This window comes from Micromonospora sp. Utrum1 (genome assembly GCF_057197805.1).
On the sequence record NZ_CM170071.1, the window covers coordinates 1,718,617 to 1,734,372 of the forward strand.

14 protein-coding genes and 1 pseudogene are annotated in these 15,756 nt (G+C 73.1%); 11 read left to right on the forward strand and 4 right to left on the reverse strand.

Going from position 1 to position 15,756, the window contains the following annotated elements; translation table 11 throughout:
• A pseudogene (locus AC0OLQ_RS08480) lies at positions 1-358 on the reverse strand (YraN family protein).
• 207 nt (positions 359-565) lie between these two features.
• Between AC0OLQ_RS08480 and AC0OLQ_RS08485 the strand changes: the two are divergent.
• From AC0OLQ_RS08485 to AC0OLQ_RS08520, 8 genes are all read left to right on the forward strand, one after another.
• Positions 566-1,591, forward strand: coding sequence for a serine/threonine-protein kinase (locus AC0OLQ_RS08485; RefSeq protein WP_484530877.1), 1,026 nt, complete (start codon positions 566-568; stop codon positions 1,589-1,591).
• A 338-nt stretch (positions 1,592-1,929) separates the two neighbouring features.
• Positions 1,930-2,850 carry a 30S ribosomal protein S2 gene (gene rpsB, locus AC0OLQ_RS08490; protein ID WP_484530878.1) on the forward strand — a complete coding sequence of 307 codons (921 nt, stop codon included), beginning with the start codon at positions 1,930-1,932 and terminating at the stop codon, positions 2,848-2,850.
• Between the two features lie 134 nt (positions 2,851-2,984).
• Positions 2,985-3,812: a translation elongation factor Ts gene (gene tsf, locus AC0OLQ_RS08495; RefSeq protein WP_357338087.1), complete on the forward strand. Its 828-nt coding sequence runs from the start codon at positions 2,985-2,987 to the stop codon at positions 3,810-3,812.
• Between the two features lie 165 nt (positions 3,813-3,977).
• Complete coding sequence (gene pyrH, locus AC0OLQ_RS08500; protein ID WP_350930800.1) at positions 3,978-4,745, forward strand: UMP kinase; 768 nt, start codon at positions 3,978-3,980, stop codon at positions 4,743-4,745.
• An 87-nt stretch (positions 4,746-4,832) separates the two neighbouring features.
• Entirely contained in the window at positions 4,833-5,390 is a 558-nt protein-coding gene (gene frr, locus AC0OLQ_RS08505) for a ribosome recycling factor (protein WP_091268662.1), read from the forward strand.
• A gap of 255 nt (positions 5,391-5,645) precedes the next feature.
• Entirely contained in the window at positions 5,646-7,085 is a 1,440-nt protein-coding gene (locus tag AC0OLQ_RS08510) for a phosphatidate cytidylyltransferase (protein WP_484530879.1), read from the forward strand.
• A gap of 104 nt (positions 7,086-7,189) precedes the next feature.
• On the forward strand, positions 7,190-8,335 hold the full coding sequence (gene rlmN, locus AC0OLQ_RS08515) for a dual-specificity RNA methyltransferase RlmN (protein ID WP_254331751.1): 1,146 nt from the start codon (positions 7,190-7,192) through the stop codon (positions 8,333-8,335).
• Between the two features lie 29 nt (positions 8,336-8,364).
• Positions 8,365-9,483, forward strand: coding sequence for a DivIVA domain-containing protein (locus tag AC0OLQ_RS08520; RefSeq protein WP_484530880.1), 1,119 nt, complete (start codon positions 8,365-8,367; stop codon positions 9,481-9,483).
• A gap of 75 nt (positions 9,484-9,558) precedes the next feature.
• Here the strand turns inward: AC0OLQ_RS08520 and AC0OLQ_RS08525 are convergent, their stop codons facing one another.
• On the reverse strand, positions 9,559-9,783 hold the full coding sequence (locus tag AC0OLQ_RS08525) for a DUF2631 domain-containing protein (protein ID WP_262281393.1): 225 nt from the start codon (positions 9,781-9,783) through the stop codon (positions 9,559-9,561).
• An 89-nt stretch (positions 9,784-9,872) separates the two neighbouring features.
• On the opposite strand from AC0OLQ_RS08525, the gene AC0OLQ_RS08530 reads away from it, so the two are divergent.
• From AC0OLQ_RS08530 to AC0OLQ_RS08540, 3 genes are all read left to right on the forward strand, one after another.
• Entirely contained in the window at positions 9,873-10,739 is an 867-nt protein-coding gene (locus AC0OLQ_RS08530) for a tetratricopeptide repeat protein (RefSeq protein ID WP_484530881.1), read from the forward strand.
• Between the two features lie 123 nt (positions 10,740-10,862).
• The gene (locus AC0OLQ_RS08535) at positions 10,863-12,443 is read left to right on the forward strand and encodes a Rieske 2Fe-2S domain-containing protein (RefSeq protein ID WP_484530882.1); all 1,581 of its coding nucleotides are present in this window, start codon (positions 10,863-10,865) and stop codon (positions 12,441-12,443) included.
• A 110-nt stretch (positions 12,444-12,553) separates the two neighbouring features.
• Positions 12,554-13,210: a TMEM175 family protein gene (locus AC0OLQ_RS08540; protein ID WP_357338285.1), complete on the forward strand. Its 657-nt coding sequence runs from the start codon at positions 12,554-12,556 to the stop codon at positions 13,208-13,210.
• Here AC0OLQ_RS08540 and AC0OLQ_RS08545 read toward each other — a convergent pair.
• Positions 13,191-14,792 carry a phytoene desaturase family protein gene (locus tag AC0OLQ_RS08545; protein ID WP_484530883.1) on the reverse strand — a complete coding sequence of 534 codons (1,602 nt, stop codon included), beginning with the start codon at positions 14,790-14,792 and terminating at the stop codon, positions 13,191-13,193. The two genes, AC0OLQ_RS08540 and AC0OLQ_RS08545, sit on opposite strands and share 20 nt — an antisense overlap.
• Positions 14,793-14,868: 76 nt before the next feature.
• Positions 14,869-15,711 (reverse strand): YhjD/YihY/BrkB family envelope integrity protein, encoded by an 843-nt coding sequence (locus tag AC0OLQ_RS08550; RefSeq protein WP_484530884.1) that lies wholly within the window; start codon positions 15,709-15,711, stop codon positions 14,869-14,871.
• Positions 15,712-15,756: the final 45 nt, after the last annotated feature.

Below are 15,756 nucleotides of genomic sequence, written 5' to 3' on the forward strand. Positions count from 1 at the left end.
TCAGAACGCGCTCCTCAGGTGCTCGCCTGGGCCAGCCGGCGACCGGAAGCCGGACCGCGAGGACGTCGAAGCGGACCTCCTCGGCGGCCGTGCCCGTCGCGGCGAGCCAGTGGGCGGCCAGCCCGCGCAGCCGGCGCGCCTTGGCCCGCACCACCGCCTCGGCCGGGCTGCCGAACTCCTCCGTACGCCGGGTCTTCACCTCACAGAAGGCGAGCACCGGCCCGTCCCAGGCGATGATGTCGATCTCCCCTTCGGGGCACCGCCAGTTGCGGGCGACCGGGCGCAGCCCCGCCTCGATGAGGTGCCGGACCGCGCACGGCTCGCCGTACGCCCCGACGGCCTGGTTCCGCTTCGTCATGCCGGCCAGCGTGCGGCGGTCGGACCGGCGGCGGGTCCCGAGCGGGGCGCCCTGTGGACGACGGGCCGCCCTGTGGACGGGCGGACGATCATGCGTTCGCTGTGCTAGCGCCTGATCGGCCAGTCACCGATGACCCGGCTGCGCGGCGATGACCAGCGGCGACGTTCCGGGCGACCCGGATGGCGCGCGTGGTGGCGGTCGCATACCGTGCCGGTCGTGGACGGACGACGGAGCTTTCCCGAGGATCAGCAGGGGTCGCACTGGGGTGACCGCGGGCACGAGGCGGAGTGGCGCGCCGCCGGCGAGCCGCGCTACCGCGACGACGACTTCCGTGCCCCGGAGCAGCGCACGGGCGAGAACCCGTACGGCGACCCGGGCCGGTTCGGGACCGCCGATCCGCTGAGGGACGACACGGACAGCTGGCGGTCGCGCCGGCCGGCCGACCCGGTGGAGACCTCCGGCGAGCTGCCGGGGGAGCGCGGCGGCCGGCGGGCGGCCCGCGAAGCCGCCGACCCGCTCGGCGCGGCCCCGCACAGCGCCGGTGACCAGTTCGGCGCGGCGCCGCCCAACGCCGGCGACCCGTTCGGCGGTGTCTCCCGCAGCAGCGTGGAGGCCTTCGGCGTAGGCCCGCGGGGTGCCCTCGACCCGCTCGGCGCGGACCGCGTCGTCGACCCCCTGCGTCCCGCCCCGCTGGGCGGCTACCCGGTCGTGGAGCCGGGGCGTCCCGTCGAGCCGACCCACGCCGGCCCGCCGCCGAGCGGCGTGGGGGACCGGCCGGGCCCCGGTGCGGCGACCCCGCTGATCGTCGGGGAGCGCCCGGGTGTCCCCGCGCCGGAGACGGCGGCCGGGCCGAATCCGCACCCGCTGGAGATGCCGACCGGCCCGATGCCGTCGGTCGCGCCCCGGTTCGACGGTCCGCCGCCCGGCGACGGCGTCTACCGGACCCGCCGTCCGGCCCTCGCGGTGCTGCTGGCGGTGATGGTGCTGGTCCTGGAGGTCCCCGCGCTGCGGGTGCTGCTGCGTGGCCTGGTCGGTGACCCGGTCTCCACGTCGCACGTCGTGGTGGGCACGTTCCTGGTGGTCGGGTTGCCGATCTTCGGCACCGGCCTTTACGGGCTGCGAACCGGAGGGTTGGCGCTCGCCGACGGCAGCCGCGGCTGGCTCCGCCCGCCGACCGCCTACCTGACCGTCGGGCTGGTGCTCTTCCTCGCCGCCGCCCTCGCCGCCCGCTGACCGTCGGCGACCGGACCTCCCGCCCGCACCGCCACCTTCGGCCGTCTCCGACCCGTCAACTCCAGGGGATGGCGGCGAGGGTGCCCTGAGGCGTCCGGAAAGGGTAAGGATGGGGGGTTCCCGAACCCCGGGACCGGGGGGAGGTGCAGGGGCGTACACTGGTCGACTGGCGACCGCCTTGCGCGGTCGACCTCGCGCGCCCTCTCCACGGACCTCTCGTGGAGCGACGGCCTCCCTGGTCCCGATCTTGATCGGGCCCACCCTGGCCGACGACCGGGCGCCAGGCGTCCGGCCGCCGGCCGGACGGGACAACCAGGGATGAACAGGGAGTACCCACCATGGCCGTCGTGACCATGCGCCAGCTGCTGGAAAGCGGTGTCCACTTCGGGCACCAGACCCGGCGCTGGAACCCGAAGATGAAGCGCTTCATCTTCACCGAGCGCAACGGTATCTACATCATCGACCTGCGCCAGACCCTCGACTACATCGAGAAGGCGTACGAGTTCGTGCGCACCACGGTGGCCGGGGGCGGCAGCATCCTCTTCGTGGGCACCAAGAAGCAGGCCCAGGAGGCCATCGCCGAGCAGGCGACCCGGGTCGGCCAGCCGTACGTCAACCACCGCTGGCTCGGCGGCATGCTGACCAACTTCCAGACGGTGTACAAGCGGCTCCAGCGGATGAAGGAGCTCGAGGCCCTGGGTGACCTGAGCGGCACCGCCGCCGGTTACACCAAGAAGGAGACCCTTCAGCTCTCCCGCGAGAAGGTGAAGCTGACCAAGACCCTCGGCGGCCTGCGCGACATGCAGAAGCTTCCGGCCGCGGTCTGGATCGTCGACACCAAGAAGGAGCACATCGCCGTCGACGAGGCCCGCAAGCTGGGCATCCCGGTGATCGCCGTGCTCGACACCAACTGCGACCCGGACGAGGTCGACTTCCCGATCCCGGGTAACGACGACGCGATCCGCTCGGCCGAGCTGCTGACCAAGGTCGTCGCCGCCGCCGTCGCCGACGGTCTGATCGCCCGCTCCGGCCGTGGCCGTGGCGGCGACGAGAAGCCCGAGCCGGGCCAGGTCGGCGCCGACGAGCCGCTGGCCGAGTGGGAGCGCGAGCTGCTCGAGGAGCCGAAGAAGGCCGACGAGCAGCCGGCGACCGCCGCCGAGCAGCCGGCGACCGCCGAGCAGCCGGCGACCGCCGAGCAGCCGGCGACCGCCGAGCAGCCGGCGACCGCCGAGCAGCCGGCGACCGCCGCCGCGGAGTGATCTCGCCGTCGCGTCCCCACCGTCCGATTTCCCGGCCGGTGGGGCGCGACGGGTACGCCGGGCAGAACCGGGCCGGATCCGGGTAACCGGCAGCCAGACCATCCCACGCAGTCTCAAACACCGAAGAGAGAGTCATGTCCAACTTCACCGCCGCGGACGTCAAGAAGCTCCGCGACCTCACCGGCGCCGGCATGATGGACTCCAAGAAGGCGCTGACCGAGGCCGAGGGCGACTTCGACAAGGCCATCGAGATCCTGCGCGTCAAGGGTGCCAAGGACGTCGGCAAGCGGGCCGGGCGCACCGCCGCCAACGGCCTCATCGCCCACGCCGGCCAGGCGCTGCTCGAGCTCAACTGCGAGACCGACTTCGTCGCCAAGAACGACGCCTTCATCGCGCTGGCCCAGCAGCTGGTCGAGCACGGCGTGGCTAGCGGCGCGACCAACGCCGAGGAGCTGCTCGCCAGCACCATCGACGGCAAGAGCGTGGCCGACCTGATCCAGGAGCAGTCCGCCAAGATCGGCGAGAAGCTGGTGCTGAACCGCTTCGCCAAGCTCGAGGGCACCACCGCGGTCTACCTGCACCGCAAGAGCCAGGACCTGCCCCCGGCGGTCGGCGTTCTGGTGCAGTACTCCGGCAAGGCGGACGAGGCCGGCGACGCGGACGCCCGCGGCGTGGCCATGCAGATCGCCGCCATGCGCCCGAAGTACCTGACCCGCGACGAGGTTCCGGCCGAGACCGTCGAGTCAGAGCGGCGCATCGCCGAGCAGACCGCCCGCGAGGAGAACAAGCCCGAGGCGGCGCTGCCGAAGATCGTCGAAGGCCGGGTCAACGCGTTCTTCAAGGACTTCGTCCTGCTGGAGCAGGCGTCGGTCGCCGACAACAAGAAGACGGTGAAGCAGCTGCTGGCCGACGCCGGCATCGAGGTCACCGGCTTCGTGCGGTTCGAGGTCGGCCAGGCCTGAACCGCCGCGCCGGACGCATGACGCGCCCGGGCGCAGGGAAAACTTCGACCAGGAGGCCGCCGGTGTACGTGACAGGCACCGCGGCCTCCTCGTCACATAGGGTCTGCAGCGGCAGGTACGCGGTTCGCGGCGCCCACGAGGTGCGCGACGGAAGGGGCGGGGCGGATGACGCAGGTTGTGAGTGACCGGAGCCTGGCGGCGGATGATCCGACCGCCCCGCCGCCCGGTCGGGCCCGCCGGGTGGTGCTGAAGCTCTCCGGTGAGGTCTTCGGTGGCGGCGCCATCGGCGTCGACCCCGACGTCGTGCAGGCCATCGCCCGGCAGATCGCCACCGTGGTGCGGCGCGGCGTGCAGGTCTCCGTGGTGGTCGGTGGCGGCAACTTCTTCCGCGGCGCGGAGCTGCAGAAGCGCGGCATGGACCGGGCCCGCGCCGACTACATGGGCATGCTGGGCACGGTGATGAACTGCCTGGCCCTCCAGGACTTCCTGGAGAAGGAGGGCATCGAGACCCGGGTGCAGAGCGCGATCACCATGGCCCAGGTCGCCGAGCCGTACATCCCGCTGCGGGCGATCCGGCACCTGGAGAAGGGGCGCGTGGTCATCTTCGGCGCGGGCGCCGGGATGCCCTACTTCTCCACCGACACGGTCGCCGCCCAGCGGGCGCTGGAGATCCGCGCCGACGTGGTGCTGATGAGCAAGAACGGCGTGGACGCCGTCTACACCGCCGACCCCCGGATCGACCCCACGGCGAGCAAGCTCGACTCGATCACCTTCTCCGAGGTGCTGCGCCGCAACCTGCGGGTGGCCGACGCCGCGGCGTTCAGCCTCTGCATGGAGAACGGCCTGCCGATGCTGGTCTTCGGCGCCCAGGGCGACGACACGATCGTCCGTGCCGTCAGCGGTGAGAAGATCGGCACGCTGATCACCGCCTGACCGGCCCCCGCCGAGCCGGCAGCGGTCCTCCGACCCACCAGCACCAGCACAGCCCACGACGAGCGACAGAAGGAGGCGAGGAGACCGGTGATCGACGACACCCTCCTCGAGGCAGAGGAGAAGATGGAGCGTGCCATCGAGCACGCCAAGGAGGAGTTCGGCGGCATCCGCACCGGCCGCGCCAACGCCGCGATGTTCTCCCGGATCGTGATCGACTACTACGGCAGCCCGACCCCGCTGCCGCAGATGGCGTCCATCGCCGTGCCGGAGCCGCGCATGGTGATCATCAAGCCGTACGACAACTCGCAGATCAACGCCATGGAGAAGGCGATCCGCGACTCGGACCTCGGGGTGAACCCGAACAACGAGGGCAACCAGCTGCGCATCGTGCTCCCGCAGATGACCGAGGAGCGGCGCCGCGAGATGATCAAGGTGGCCCGGCACAAGGGCGAGGAGGCGAAGGTCGCCGTCCGCAACATCCGCCGCAAGGGCAAGGAAGAGCTGGACCGCCTGGTCAAGGACGGCGAGGTCGGCGAGGACGAGGGCCGGCGCGCGGAGAAGGAGCTGGACGACCTGACCCAGCGCTTCGTCGCCACCGTCGACGAGCTGGTCAAGCACAAGGAGAACGAGCTGCTCGAGGTCTGAGCGCCCGCGTACCCGCCACGGCACCGGTGTGCCGCCGCCCGCCACGGGTGGCGGCCCGGTGCCGTCGTCGTGCCGGGCGGCGTCCGCCGTGCGGGCTTCCCGGGTGCAGTAGGCTCGGCACGATTCCGCCCACCACCGGGTGAACGGCGGGGATCGGCCGGCCGTCGGGTCGGTCAACCGGAACGGCTCGCGGCTGTAGGGGATGGTCTTGGTCTTGCGTCATGTGGTGGCTCCCGTACCGCCTGCCGGTGCGTGATGTCCCACCCCGACCCCTACGGCAACGCCGAGCCGCGCGGCTGGGACCGCCCGGCCCCCTCGCTGCCCTGGCCGGAGACCGACCTGGAGCCCGGGCCCTGGCGCCGGCCGGGCGCCGGCCCCGAGGCGTACGCGCGTCCGCCCGGCCGCCCCGCCGCCGACGCGTACGCCCGGCCGGGTGACGGCTACGACGGGCCGCGCGGCCGCCGGCCGTACGACGGACCCCCGCCCCCCGAGCGGAGCTGGCGCGACGAGCCGGCGCCCCGCGGCCCCGGCCACCTGGACGCCGGTCCCGGCGGTCGCCGGCCGACCCGGGGCGGGGAGCGCGACCCGTGGGAGCGCGACCCGCACGAGCCGGGCTACGGCCCCGACCCGCGCGACTCGGGCTACGGCCCTGACCCGCGAGAGCCGGGCTACGGCCCCGACCCGCGCGAGCGCGGGTTCGGCCGGCCCGACGACAACTACCCGACCGCCCAGATCGCTCCGGTACGGGACGAACCGACCACTCAGCTCGCGGCGGTGCGGGACGAGCCCGCACCGGACCCCGAACCGTCGGCCGGCCGCCGGTCGAGGGGCCGGCGACGGGCCAGCGCGGACCGTCCCCCGACCGTCCAGCCGAAGACCTCCAAGGCGGGCCGCAACCTACCGGCCGCGATCGGTGTCGGGTTGGCCCTGGGCGCGGCGATCGTGCTGCCGCTCTTCTTCTACCTGCCGGCGTTCCTCGCCGTGATCGCCGCCGCGGTGGCGATCGGCTGCTGGGAGATGGCCCGCGCGGTACGCCGCAGCGGCGCCCACCCGCCGCTGGTGCCGCTGATGGCCGGTGGCGTGATCACCATCGGGCTGGCCTGGTTCGCCGGCCCGGACGCGCTCTGCCTCGGGCTGCTGGTCACCGTGCTGGGCACGATGATCTGGCGGCTGGGCGACGGCCCCGGCAACTATCAGCGCGACCTCACCGCGGCCACCCTGATCGCGGTCTACGTGCCCTTCCTCGGCGGTTTCGCGGCGATGCTGGCGGCCGCTCCCGACGACGGGCACCTGCGGGTGCTGGTCACCCTGGTCGCCGTGGTGCTCTCCGACACCGGCGGCTACGCGGCCGGCGTCGCCTTCGGCAAGCACCCGATGGCCCCCACGATCAGCCCGAAGAAGTCCTGGGAGGGCTTCGCCGGCTCGGTGACCGCGGCCGCCGCGGGCAGTGCCCTGCTGCTGTGGCTGCTGCTCGACGTGGCCCCCTGGTGGGGCGCGCTGTTCGGGGTGGCGATCTCCGGCGCGGCGGTGCTCGGCGACCTCGCCGAGTCGATGATCAAGCGCGACCTCGGGGTCAAGGACATGAGCAACCTGCTTCCCGGGCACGGCGGCCTGATGGACCGGCTCGACTCGATCCTGTTCGCGGTGCCGACCGCGTACCTGCTGCTGGCGCTTTTCGTGCCGATGGCGGGCTGAGTCGTGAATCACGTGGGTGACGCCCCCTCGGCCGGCCGGCCGGGGCCGATTCGGCACCCACGGACAGGTGCGTCCCGCGTTCGGCGTGTCAGACTGGACGCGCCATGACGAGCCTCCCGCTGATCTCCGTAGACCCCGACGCCCGCGGCCGCCGGCCCGCGATGCCACCCCGTCACCTCGCCGACCTGGACCTGCCGGGCCGGCAGGCGCTCGTCACCGAGCTGGGGGAGCCGGCGTTCCGCGCCAAGCAGGTCTCGAACCACTACTTCGGCCGTCTGGTCCGCGATCCGGCCCAGATGACCGACCTGCCGGCGGCGACCCGCGAGCGGCTGGCGGGCACGCTGCTGCCCACCCTGCTCAACCCGGTACGCGAGATGGCCTGCGACGACGGCGCCACCCGCAAGGCGCTCTGGCGGCTGCACGACGGCTCGCTGGTGGAGAGCGTGCTGATGGGCTACCCGGACCGGGTCACCGTCTGCATCTCCAGCCAGGCGGGCTGCGGCATGGCCTGCCCGTTCTGCGCCACCGGCCAGGCCGGGCTGACCCGCAACCTCTCCACCGCGGAGATCGTCGACCAGGCCGTCTACCTGGCCGGGGTGGCCGCCTCGGGGGCGGTGGCCGGCTCCCCGCCGCGCCTGTCGCACGTGGTGTTCATGGGCATGGGCGAGCCGCTGGCCAACTACTCGCGGGTGGTGGCGGCGATCCGCCGGCTGGTCGCTCCGGCTCCGGAGGGGCTCGGCCTGTCCCAGCGGCACATCACCGTTTCCACAGTCGGCCTGGTCCCGGCCATCCGCCGACTGGCCAGCGAAGACCTCTCAGTGACTCTTGCGTTGTCGCTGCACGCCCCCGATGATGAGCTGCGCGACGAACTCGTGCCGGTCAACCAGCGCTGGAAGGTGTCCGAGGTGCTGGACGCGGCGTGGGACTACGCGGACACGACGGGGCGTCGCGTGTCCATCGAGTACGCGATGATCAAGGACGTGAACGACCAGCCGTGGAGAGCCGATCTGCTCGGGCGGCTGCTGGCCGGCAAGCTGGCCCACGTGAACCTGATCCCGCTCAACCCGACTCCGGGCAGCCGCTGGGACGCCAGCCCGAAGCCGGTCGAGCGGGAGTTCGTCCGGCGGTTGCGCGACGCCGGGGTGTCCACCACCGTGCGGGACACCCGGGGTCGCGAGATCGACGGGGCGTGTGGGCAGCTCGCCGCCGCCGAGGACAGGGACAGCGACCCACGCGCCGCAACGGCGTGACGGCGTAGCGGTAGAGACCAGGAGACATAGTGGCGAGTCAGGGTCAGCGTTTCCGGCGTAAGGCGCTCCGCCGGGGATACAAGGTCGACGAGGTGGACGCCTTCCTGGACCGGGTGGAGGCGACACTCGCCGGCCAGCCGGTCGGCGCGCCCGTGGCCTCCCAGGAGGTCCACGACGTCGTCTTCCGGGTCCGTTTCAACGGCTACGACGAGTGGCAGGTCGACCTGCACCTCGACCGGGTCGAGCGGCAGCTCGCCGAGCTGGAGGAGCGCGGTGGCGCCCCCGGCGGGCGCGGTGGCGACCCCCGGATGGCCGACCGGCTCGGCCCGCCCATGCGCGACGACCGCGGCCTCTCGCCGGTGCCGCAGCCCCCGATGCCGCCCCGGCCGATGCCCGCGCAGGCCGGTCCGCCCGCCGATCGCTACGGCAACCGCTACGACGAGCCGACCGGCGCGTTCGCCGGCGGCTACGACGGCCCGCGCGGCGGCTACGACGCACCCCGCGGCCCGGGCGGCCCGGGTGGCCCCGGCCCGATGGGCCCGGGCGCCCCGATGGGGCACGGCGGCCCGCCGTCGCGCGGCCTGCCCCCCGGCCCGGGCGGCTACGGCCAGGACGAGCGGTTCGACGGCTTCGAGGCCGGCCGGCACGGCCACGCCGACATGACCGCCGAGTTCCGGATGCCGGAGCGGGACCTGCGCGACCCGCGCGGCCGTGGCCCGGCCGGCCCGCCGCCGCTGCCGCAGCAGGGCTACGGCCCGGACCAGGGTTACGGCGGCCCGGAGCAGGGCTACGGCGGCGGCCCCGGCATGCCCGGCCCGCCGATGGCCGGCCCGCCGATGGCCGGCCCGCCGGTCGGTGGCCCGCCCATGGTCGGCCCGCCGATGGCCGGCCCGCCCGGCAGCGACCTCTACCGGGTGGACCAGATCCGCCGCAGCTTCCAGGTGCGCCGGTTCGGCAGCGGGTACGACCCGGACCAGGTCGACCGGTTCTTCGAGACGCTGCTCGGCGGCATGCAGGGCCGCAACCCGATGCCGGTGAACCCGAAGGACCTGGACACCCTGCGCTTCGGGCTGGTGCCCGGCGGCTACTTCGAGGCGGAGGTCGACGCCGCGCTCAAGGACGTGCAGGACATCCTGCTCGGCCGCTGAGCCCGCGCACGACGACGAAGGGCCCGTCCCCGATCGGGGGCGGGCCCTTGCGCGTACCGGCCGAGTGGGCGCCGGTCAGGACCGCAGGCCGTTGCGGCGCAGCACGGCGTCGCCGATGACGATGGCCAGCAGCAGGGCCGCGAGCCCGAACAACCAGATGTTCTCCACGTTGCCCTCGTGGTTGCCGCAGAGCGCCATGAGCACCAACACCGCCGCCGACAGCACCGCCCCGATCCGTCCGGACTTGCGGTGTCCGGGCCTGTGCTGGTCTGGCGCGGTTACCGGCTCGCTTCCTGCCACTGTCGGTCCTTCCCTCGCGATCGGATCTCCGGTTAGTCTGGCACGCCCCGTGCCGGGCCCGGCGCAGGGTCCGGCCTGATGGGGGACGCATGACCCGCGAGGACGATCGGAAGCTGCTCAAGGCGGCGTACGAGGCGTGGGACGCGGAAGACTGGGCGGTCGCCGGGGAGCGGCTGGAGCGGCTGGTGCGGCGGCACCCGGACCATCGGCGGGCGCCGGTCTGGTGGTACGACGCGGCGCTGGCCCACAAGTTCCTGCGCAACTGGGCGAAGGCGTACGAGCTGGGCCGGGAGGCGGCCGCGCGGGCGAAGCGGGGTGCCGAGGACCCGGCGTTCTGGAACCTGGGCATCGCGGCGACGATCATGGAGGACTGGGCGACGGCGCGGGAGGCCTGGCGCGGCTACGGGCTGACCGTGCCCGACGGTGACGGCGAGATCGTGGGCGACTTCGGGGTCACGCCGGTCCGGCTGAATTCGGCTGCCGGGGGAGAGGTCGTCTGGGCCCTGCGGCTCTGCCCGGCCCGGGCCCGGGTGCTGAGTGTGCCGACGCCGGAGTCGGGTCGCCGGTTCGGCGAGGTCGTGGTGCACGACGGGGCCCCGAACGGCGAGCGGACGGTCGACGGACAGGTGTTCTCCGTCTTCGACGAGCTGTTGCTGTTCCGGGGCTCCGAGCTGCCCACCGCGACCGTCGAGGTCGCCGCCGCCACGCCGGAGGACGTCCGGGCGCTCTCCGCGCTCTTCCACGAGCAGGGGTACGCGGCGGAGCCAGCCAGCGGCGTCCGGCCGATCTGCGCCTGCTGCAGCGAGGGCGGCCTGGATCAGCATCCCGACCACCAGGTCGCCGGTGGGCAGCAGGTGTACCTCGCGGCGCCGGCCGACCGGATCGCCGGACTGATGGACGCCTGGTGCGCCGCCGAACCGGAGCGCCGGAGCTGGTCGGGATCGGTGCGGGCCTGACGCCCGGGCCGTTGGACCTGCCCGCCCGGGGTGCAAGGTCACTACCGGCGTCGCGGAACGGTGACCACACTGCCTCCGGTAGCGTCTTGACGTACGCCTGATGTCTTTTTGAGGGGGACTGCGGTGCGAGTGACCGGTACGGGCCATGCCAGCATGCGGATCGACACGGCCGCGGGCAGCATCCTGTGCGACCCGTGGGTCAATCCCGCCTACTTCGCCTCCTGGTTCCCCTTCCCGGACAACTCCCAGCTCGACTGGGCGGCCCTCGGCCAGTGCGACTACCTCTACGTGTCGCACCTGCACCGGGACCACTTCGACGCCAAGCACCTGCGGGACCACATCTCCAAGGACGCCACCGTCCTGCTCCCCGAGTTCCCCACCTCGGAGATGGAGGACGAGCTGCGGGAGCTGGGCTTCACCAAGTTCCTGAAGGCCCCGAACGAGCAGGTCGTGGAGCTGCCCGGCGGTCTGAAGATCATGATCCAGGCGCTGACCAGCCCGACCGACGGCCCGATCGGCGACTCCTCGCTCTGGGTCGAGTACGACGGAGTCCGGCTGCTCAACCAGAACGACGCCCGCCCGACCGACCTGAGCGTCTTCGCCGAGCTGGGCCACGTGCACGCCCACCTGCTCCAGTTCTCCGGCGCGATCTGGTACCCGATGGTCTACGAGCTGCCGCAGGCGGCGAAGACCGCGTTCGGCAAGCAGAAGCGCGACCGGCAGTTCGACCGCACCTGGCGCTACATCGACGACCTGAAGGCCGACCACGTCTTCCCGATCGCCGGGCCGCCCTGCTTCCTCGACGACGAGCTGTTCCAGTTCAACGACGTCTTCGGCGACGAGGGGAACATCTTCCCCGACCAGTCGGTGTTCCTGGCCGAATACGCCAAGGTCGGCGGGACCAACGGCATCGTGCTGCTGCCGGGCAGCGTCGCCGAGGTCACCACCGAGGGCGCGACCACCACCCACCCGGTGCCGGTCGAGGAGTTCTTCGCGAACAAGCGCGCCCACCTGGACGAGATGCGGGAGCGCAAGCGCCCGATCATCGAGGCGGAGAAGGCGTCCTGGCGGCACCCCGAGGTGGACGTGCTCGGCGAGATGAAGCGCCGGATCGAGCCGCTGCTCGACGAGTCGATCTACCTGGCCAAGGGCGTCGGCGGACCGGTCCGCTTCGACCTGGTCGGCTACGACGGCGAGAGCGTCGAGTCGATCGTGGTGGACTTCCCGGGCAAGGAGGTCCGGCCGTACGCGGACGAGAAGGTCCGCTACCGGTTCCGTACCGAGCGGGCGCTGGTCGAGCACCTGCTGCACATCGGCGAGGTGGACTGGGTCAACTCGCTCTTCCTCTCCTGCCGGTTCTCCGCGGCCCGGATCGGCCAGTACAACGAGTTCGTCTACGCGTTCTTCAAGTGCCTCTCGGAGGAGCGCCTCCAGTACGCCGAGGGCTGGTACGACGAGCACGAGCGGGCCGTCGACGCCGAGGACATCACCATCGACGGCTGGGTGGTGCAGCGCCGCTGCCCGCACCTCAAGGCGGACCTGAGCCGGTTCGGCATTGTGGAGGGCGACCAGCTCACCTGCCAGCTGCACGGCTGGAAGTTCGACATGCCGAGCGGCCGCTGCCTCACCAGCGTCGGGCACAAGATCCGCGCCCACCGGGCGGACGCCGACACCGCCGCCCCCGCGGGCGAGGCCGTCAGCTGAGTTTCCCCCGCACGCCGCCCCCCGCCAGGTGACCATCAGGTCGGGAAGGGGGCGGCGTGACGGAGGCGGACGCGAGGGAGAGGGACTACCGCTACCGGCGTGACCGGGAGATGGACCGGGACGCCTCCCGGGTGGAGACGTTCAGCGACGGCGTCTTCGCGGTCGTCCTGACGGTGATGGCCGTCGAACTGCTCCAGAACGGCCCGGCCCGGGATCCCGGGAGGGAACTGCCGGAAGCCCTCGTCCACGCCTGGCCGACCTATCTGGCCTACGTGATCACCTTCGGGATCGCGGGCCAGATCTGGCTCGGCCATCACAACATGTGGCGGTACGTGGTCCGGGTCGACCAGGTGCTGCTCATGTTCAACCTGCTCGTGCTGCTCTTCGTGGCGGCGATCCCGTTCACCGCCGACCTGCTGTCGGACAACCTGCGCGGCAGCGCCACCGAGCAGCGGCTGACCGCCGCCCTCTACCTCGGCACCGTGCTGGGCGAGTCGCTCTTCTTCAACCTGAGCTGGTGGTGGGCCCGCCGGCACCGGCTGCTCCACCCCGACCTGGACCCGCAACTGGCCCGGGCGGTCTCGCGGCGGCTGGTGGTGCGCCCGCTGCTCTACACGATCGCCTTCGCCTTCGTCTTCGTCGACCCGATCTTCAGCCTGCTCCTCTACCTGCTGCTGCTCGTCGGCCTCTCCCTCGTCCGCCGCCCCGGCGACCTGCCCCGTTTCCCCGCCGAGGCCGGCGGCGAGGTCAGCGACCGAGGTCGCTGAGGATCCGCTGGGCGGCGTTGTGGCCGGCCGCGCCGATCACGCTGCCGGCCGGGTGGCAGCCGGCGCTGCCCGCGTAGACGCCGTCGATCCCGGTGGCGTAGGGCATCCGATCGGTGAACGAGACGGTGTTGTCGACGTGGTGGATGTGCCCGCCGGTGATGCCGAAGTGCGCCTCGATGCCCGGCGGGGGCAGCGGCACCGCGTCGGCGATCAGGTCGCGGGTGCCGGGGGCGTACCGCTCGCAGATGTCGATCAGGCGGTCGACGTAGCCGGGCAGCGCCGCGTCCCAGGTGGTGCCGGCCAGCTCGTAGGGGACCGACTGGACGAAGAGCGCCGACGAGTGGTGCCCGGCGCCGTCGGAGAGCGACGGGTCGACCGTGGTGTGCAGGTACCACTCGATGGTCGGTTCCTCGGGCAGCCGCCCGGCCTGCACGTCCGCCCACATGGCGCGCAGCGCGGCCATCGGCGGCTCGCCGCCGGCGCCGACCAGCGAGGCCGAGCCGGGGAGCAGGTGGATGGTGGAGCCGAACGGGCTCGGCGCGTCCGCCGGCAGGCAGCCGAACCGGGGCAGTCCGGTGAGCGCCAGGTTGAGCTTGAGCGTGGTGCCGGGCCGGCGGACCGCCGCCATCCGGGCGTCGAGCTCCGCCGGGAGCGCGCCGTCGGGCAGCAGCTCCATCAACCGGTACGGGTCGCAGGCCCCGAGCACCACGGAGGCGGCCACCTCCCGCCCGTCGGCCAGCACCACCCCGCCGGCCGCCGCGCCGTTGAGCGTGACGGCGGTGACCGGCGTACCGGTCACGATGCGGGCGCCGGCCGCGCGGGCGGCCTCGGCGAAGGTCCGGGAGACCGTGCCCATGCCGCCCTGGGCGATCATCCAGGTGCCCTCCGACCCGGGCAGCCGGCACATGTTGTGCACCAGGAAGTTGTGCCCGGTGCCCGGGTCGTCCGGGCCGGCGTTCAGCCCGGAGAGGCCGTCGGTGACCGCGTACATGCTGACCAGCAGCTCGGAGCGGAAGTCGAAGCGGGCCAGGTAGTCGGCGACCGAGCCGCGGACCAGGTCGACGAAGACCTGCCGGAGGGCGGGCCGGACGTACCGCTCGGCGGTCTCCGCCACCGGCAGCGGCTCGGCCAGCCAGGCGGGCGCCAGGTCCTCCCGGAGCTGGGCCAGCTCGGCCTGGAGCGCGTCGTCGGCGGCCACGTCCGCGGGGGAGAAGAACTCCGCGAGCTGCCGCCGGGTGCTCGCCGTGTCACTGCCGAAGAGCAGGTACGGCGAGCCGAGCCCGCCCGGGGTGGGCAGGAAGTAGTGCGGGTCGCGGCGCAGCACCGGGATCGTCACGTCGAGGGTGGCGAGCAGCTCCGGCGGCATCAGCCCGAGCAGGTACGAGCCGGTGGAGTGCCGCAGCCCGGGCACCTTCGGGAACGGGTTCTCCGTGCGGGTGGCCCCGCCGATCACCTCGGCCGCCTCCAGCACCAGCACGTCGAGGCCGGCGCGGGCCAGCAGGATCGCCGAGACCAGGCCGTTGTGCCCGGAGCCGACCACGACGACGTCGGCGCGGGACGGCAGCTCACTCGCTTCGCTCATGCCCGGGCAGCCTAGTGCGGTTCGGTGGCCGGCGGGAGGGAGCCGCTGATCGAGCTGTCGGCCGGCCCGCCGCCGGTCAGGCGCGGGCCGCGAGCCGGGCGGCCCGCCACCGGCTCAGCGCCAGGGTGGCCGAGTAGCCGGCCAGCACGATCACGTGGAACAGGTAGAGCCAGAGCAGCACGGCCACCCCGCCGCCGATCTCGTCGAACCCGCCGAACGGCGCCCCCAGGTCCAGCGGCAGCGAGCAGAACAGCACGAAGCCGTGCAGGAAACCGGAGAGGTTCGCCGCGGTGAACGAGCCCAGGCCCAGTGTGGCGAGCCAGTCCGGGGAGGTCGGCCCGACCACCCGGAACAGCCAGACCAGCACCGGGGTGAGCACCAGCCAGGTCGCCAGGAAGGAGAGCACCACACCGAGCGCCCCCAACCAGCCGCCCTGCCTGACCAGGTGGGTGGTGAGCGGCAGCCCCAGCAGGACCGACAGCAGCAGCGCCGGGGCCGGGGCGAGCAGCGGGAGCAGCAGCAGCCGACCCCGCCAGCCGACCAGGGTCTCGGCCTGGCCGCGTGGGGTGGCGACCGAGACGAACGCCCGACGCAGCCCCTCACCGTAGAGCGACGCCGGCAGCAGCGAGGTCAGCGCCAGCAGCGGGGTCAGGCCCAACCCGGCCTCCACCAGCGCCGCCACCGCCCGGTTGGCGCCGATGTCGGTGGGCAGCGTGTCGATCGCGTACGTGGCGAGCCGGCGCACCCGCTCGTCCCCGGCCACCAGCCCGGTGAGCCAGATCGCCAGCAGCGCCACCGGCACCACGGCGATCGCCCCGTAGAAGGTGATCGCGGCGGCGTGCAGCGAGAGGTCCCGCCCGCGTACCGGCCGGAACGCCGCGCCGGTGATCCGTCTCGACCGCTGCCACCGCTCGCCCATCGCACCCTCGTTCCCCCTGGGGTGACCCGGCACGCATTACGATCC

Coding starts and splice junctions, on each gene's coding strand:
- AC0OLQ_RS08510 (WP_484530879.1), top strand. CDS start 5,646: ATGTCCCACCCCGACCCCTACGGCAACGCCGAGCCGCGCGGCTGGGAC.
- AC0OLQ_RS08545 (WP_484530883.1), bottom strand. CDS start 14,792: ATGAGCGAAGCGAGTGAGCTGCCGTCCCGCGCCGACGTCGTCGTGGTC.
- rpsB (WP_484530878.1), top strand. CDS start 1,930: ATGGCCGTCGTGACCATGCGCCAGCTGCTGGAAAGCGGTGTCCACTTC.
- tsf (WP_357338087.1), top strand. CDS start 2,985: ATGTCCAACTTCACCGCCGCGGACGTCAAGAAGCTCCGCGACCTCACC.
- AC0OLQ_RS08530 (WP_484530881.1), top strand. CDS start 9,873: ATGACCCGCGAGGACGATCGGAAGCTGCTCAAGGCGGCGTACGAGGCG.
- AC0OLQ_RS08550 (WP_484530884.1), bottom strand. CDS start 15,711: ATGGGCGAGCGGTGGCAGCGGTCGAGACGGATCACCGGCGCGGCGTTC.
- rlmN (WP_254331751.1), top strand. CDS start 7,190: ATGACGAGCCTCCCGCTGATCTCCGTAGACCCCGACGCCCGCGGCCGC.
- pyrH (WP_350930800.1), top strand. CDS start 3,978: ATGACGCAGGTTGTGAGTGACCGGAGCCTGGCGGCGGATGATCCGACC.
- AC0OLQ_RS08540 (WP_357338285.1), top strand. CDS start 12,554: ATGGACCGGGACGCCTCCCGGGTGGAGACGTTCAGCGACGGCGTCTTC.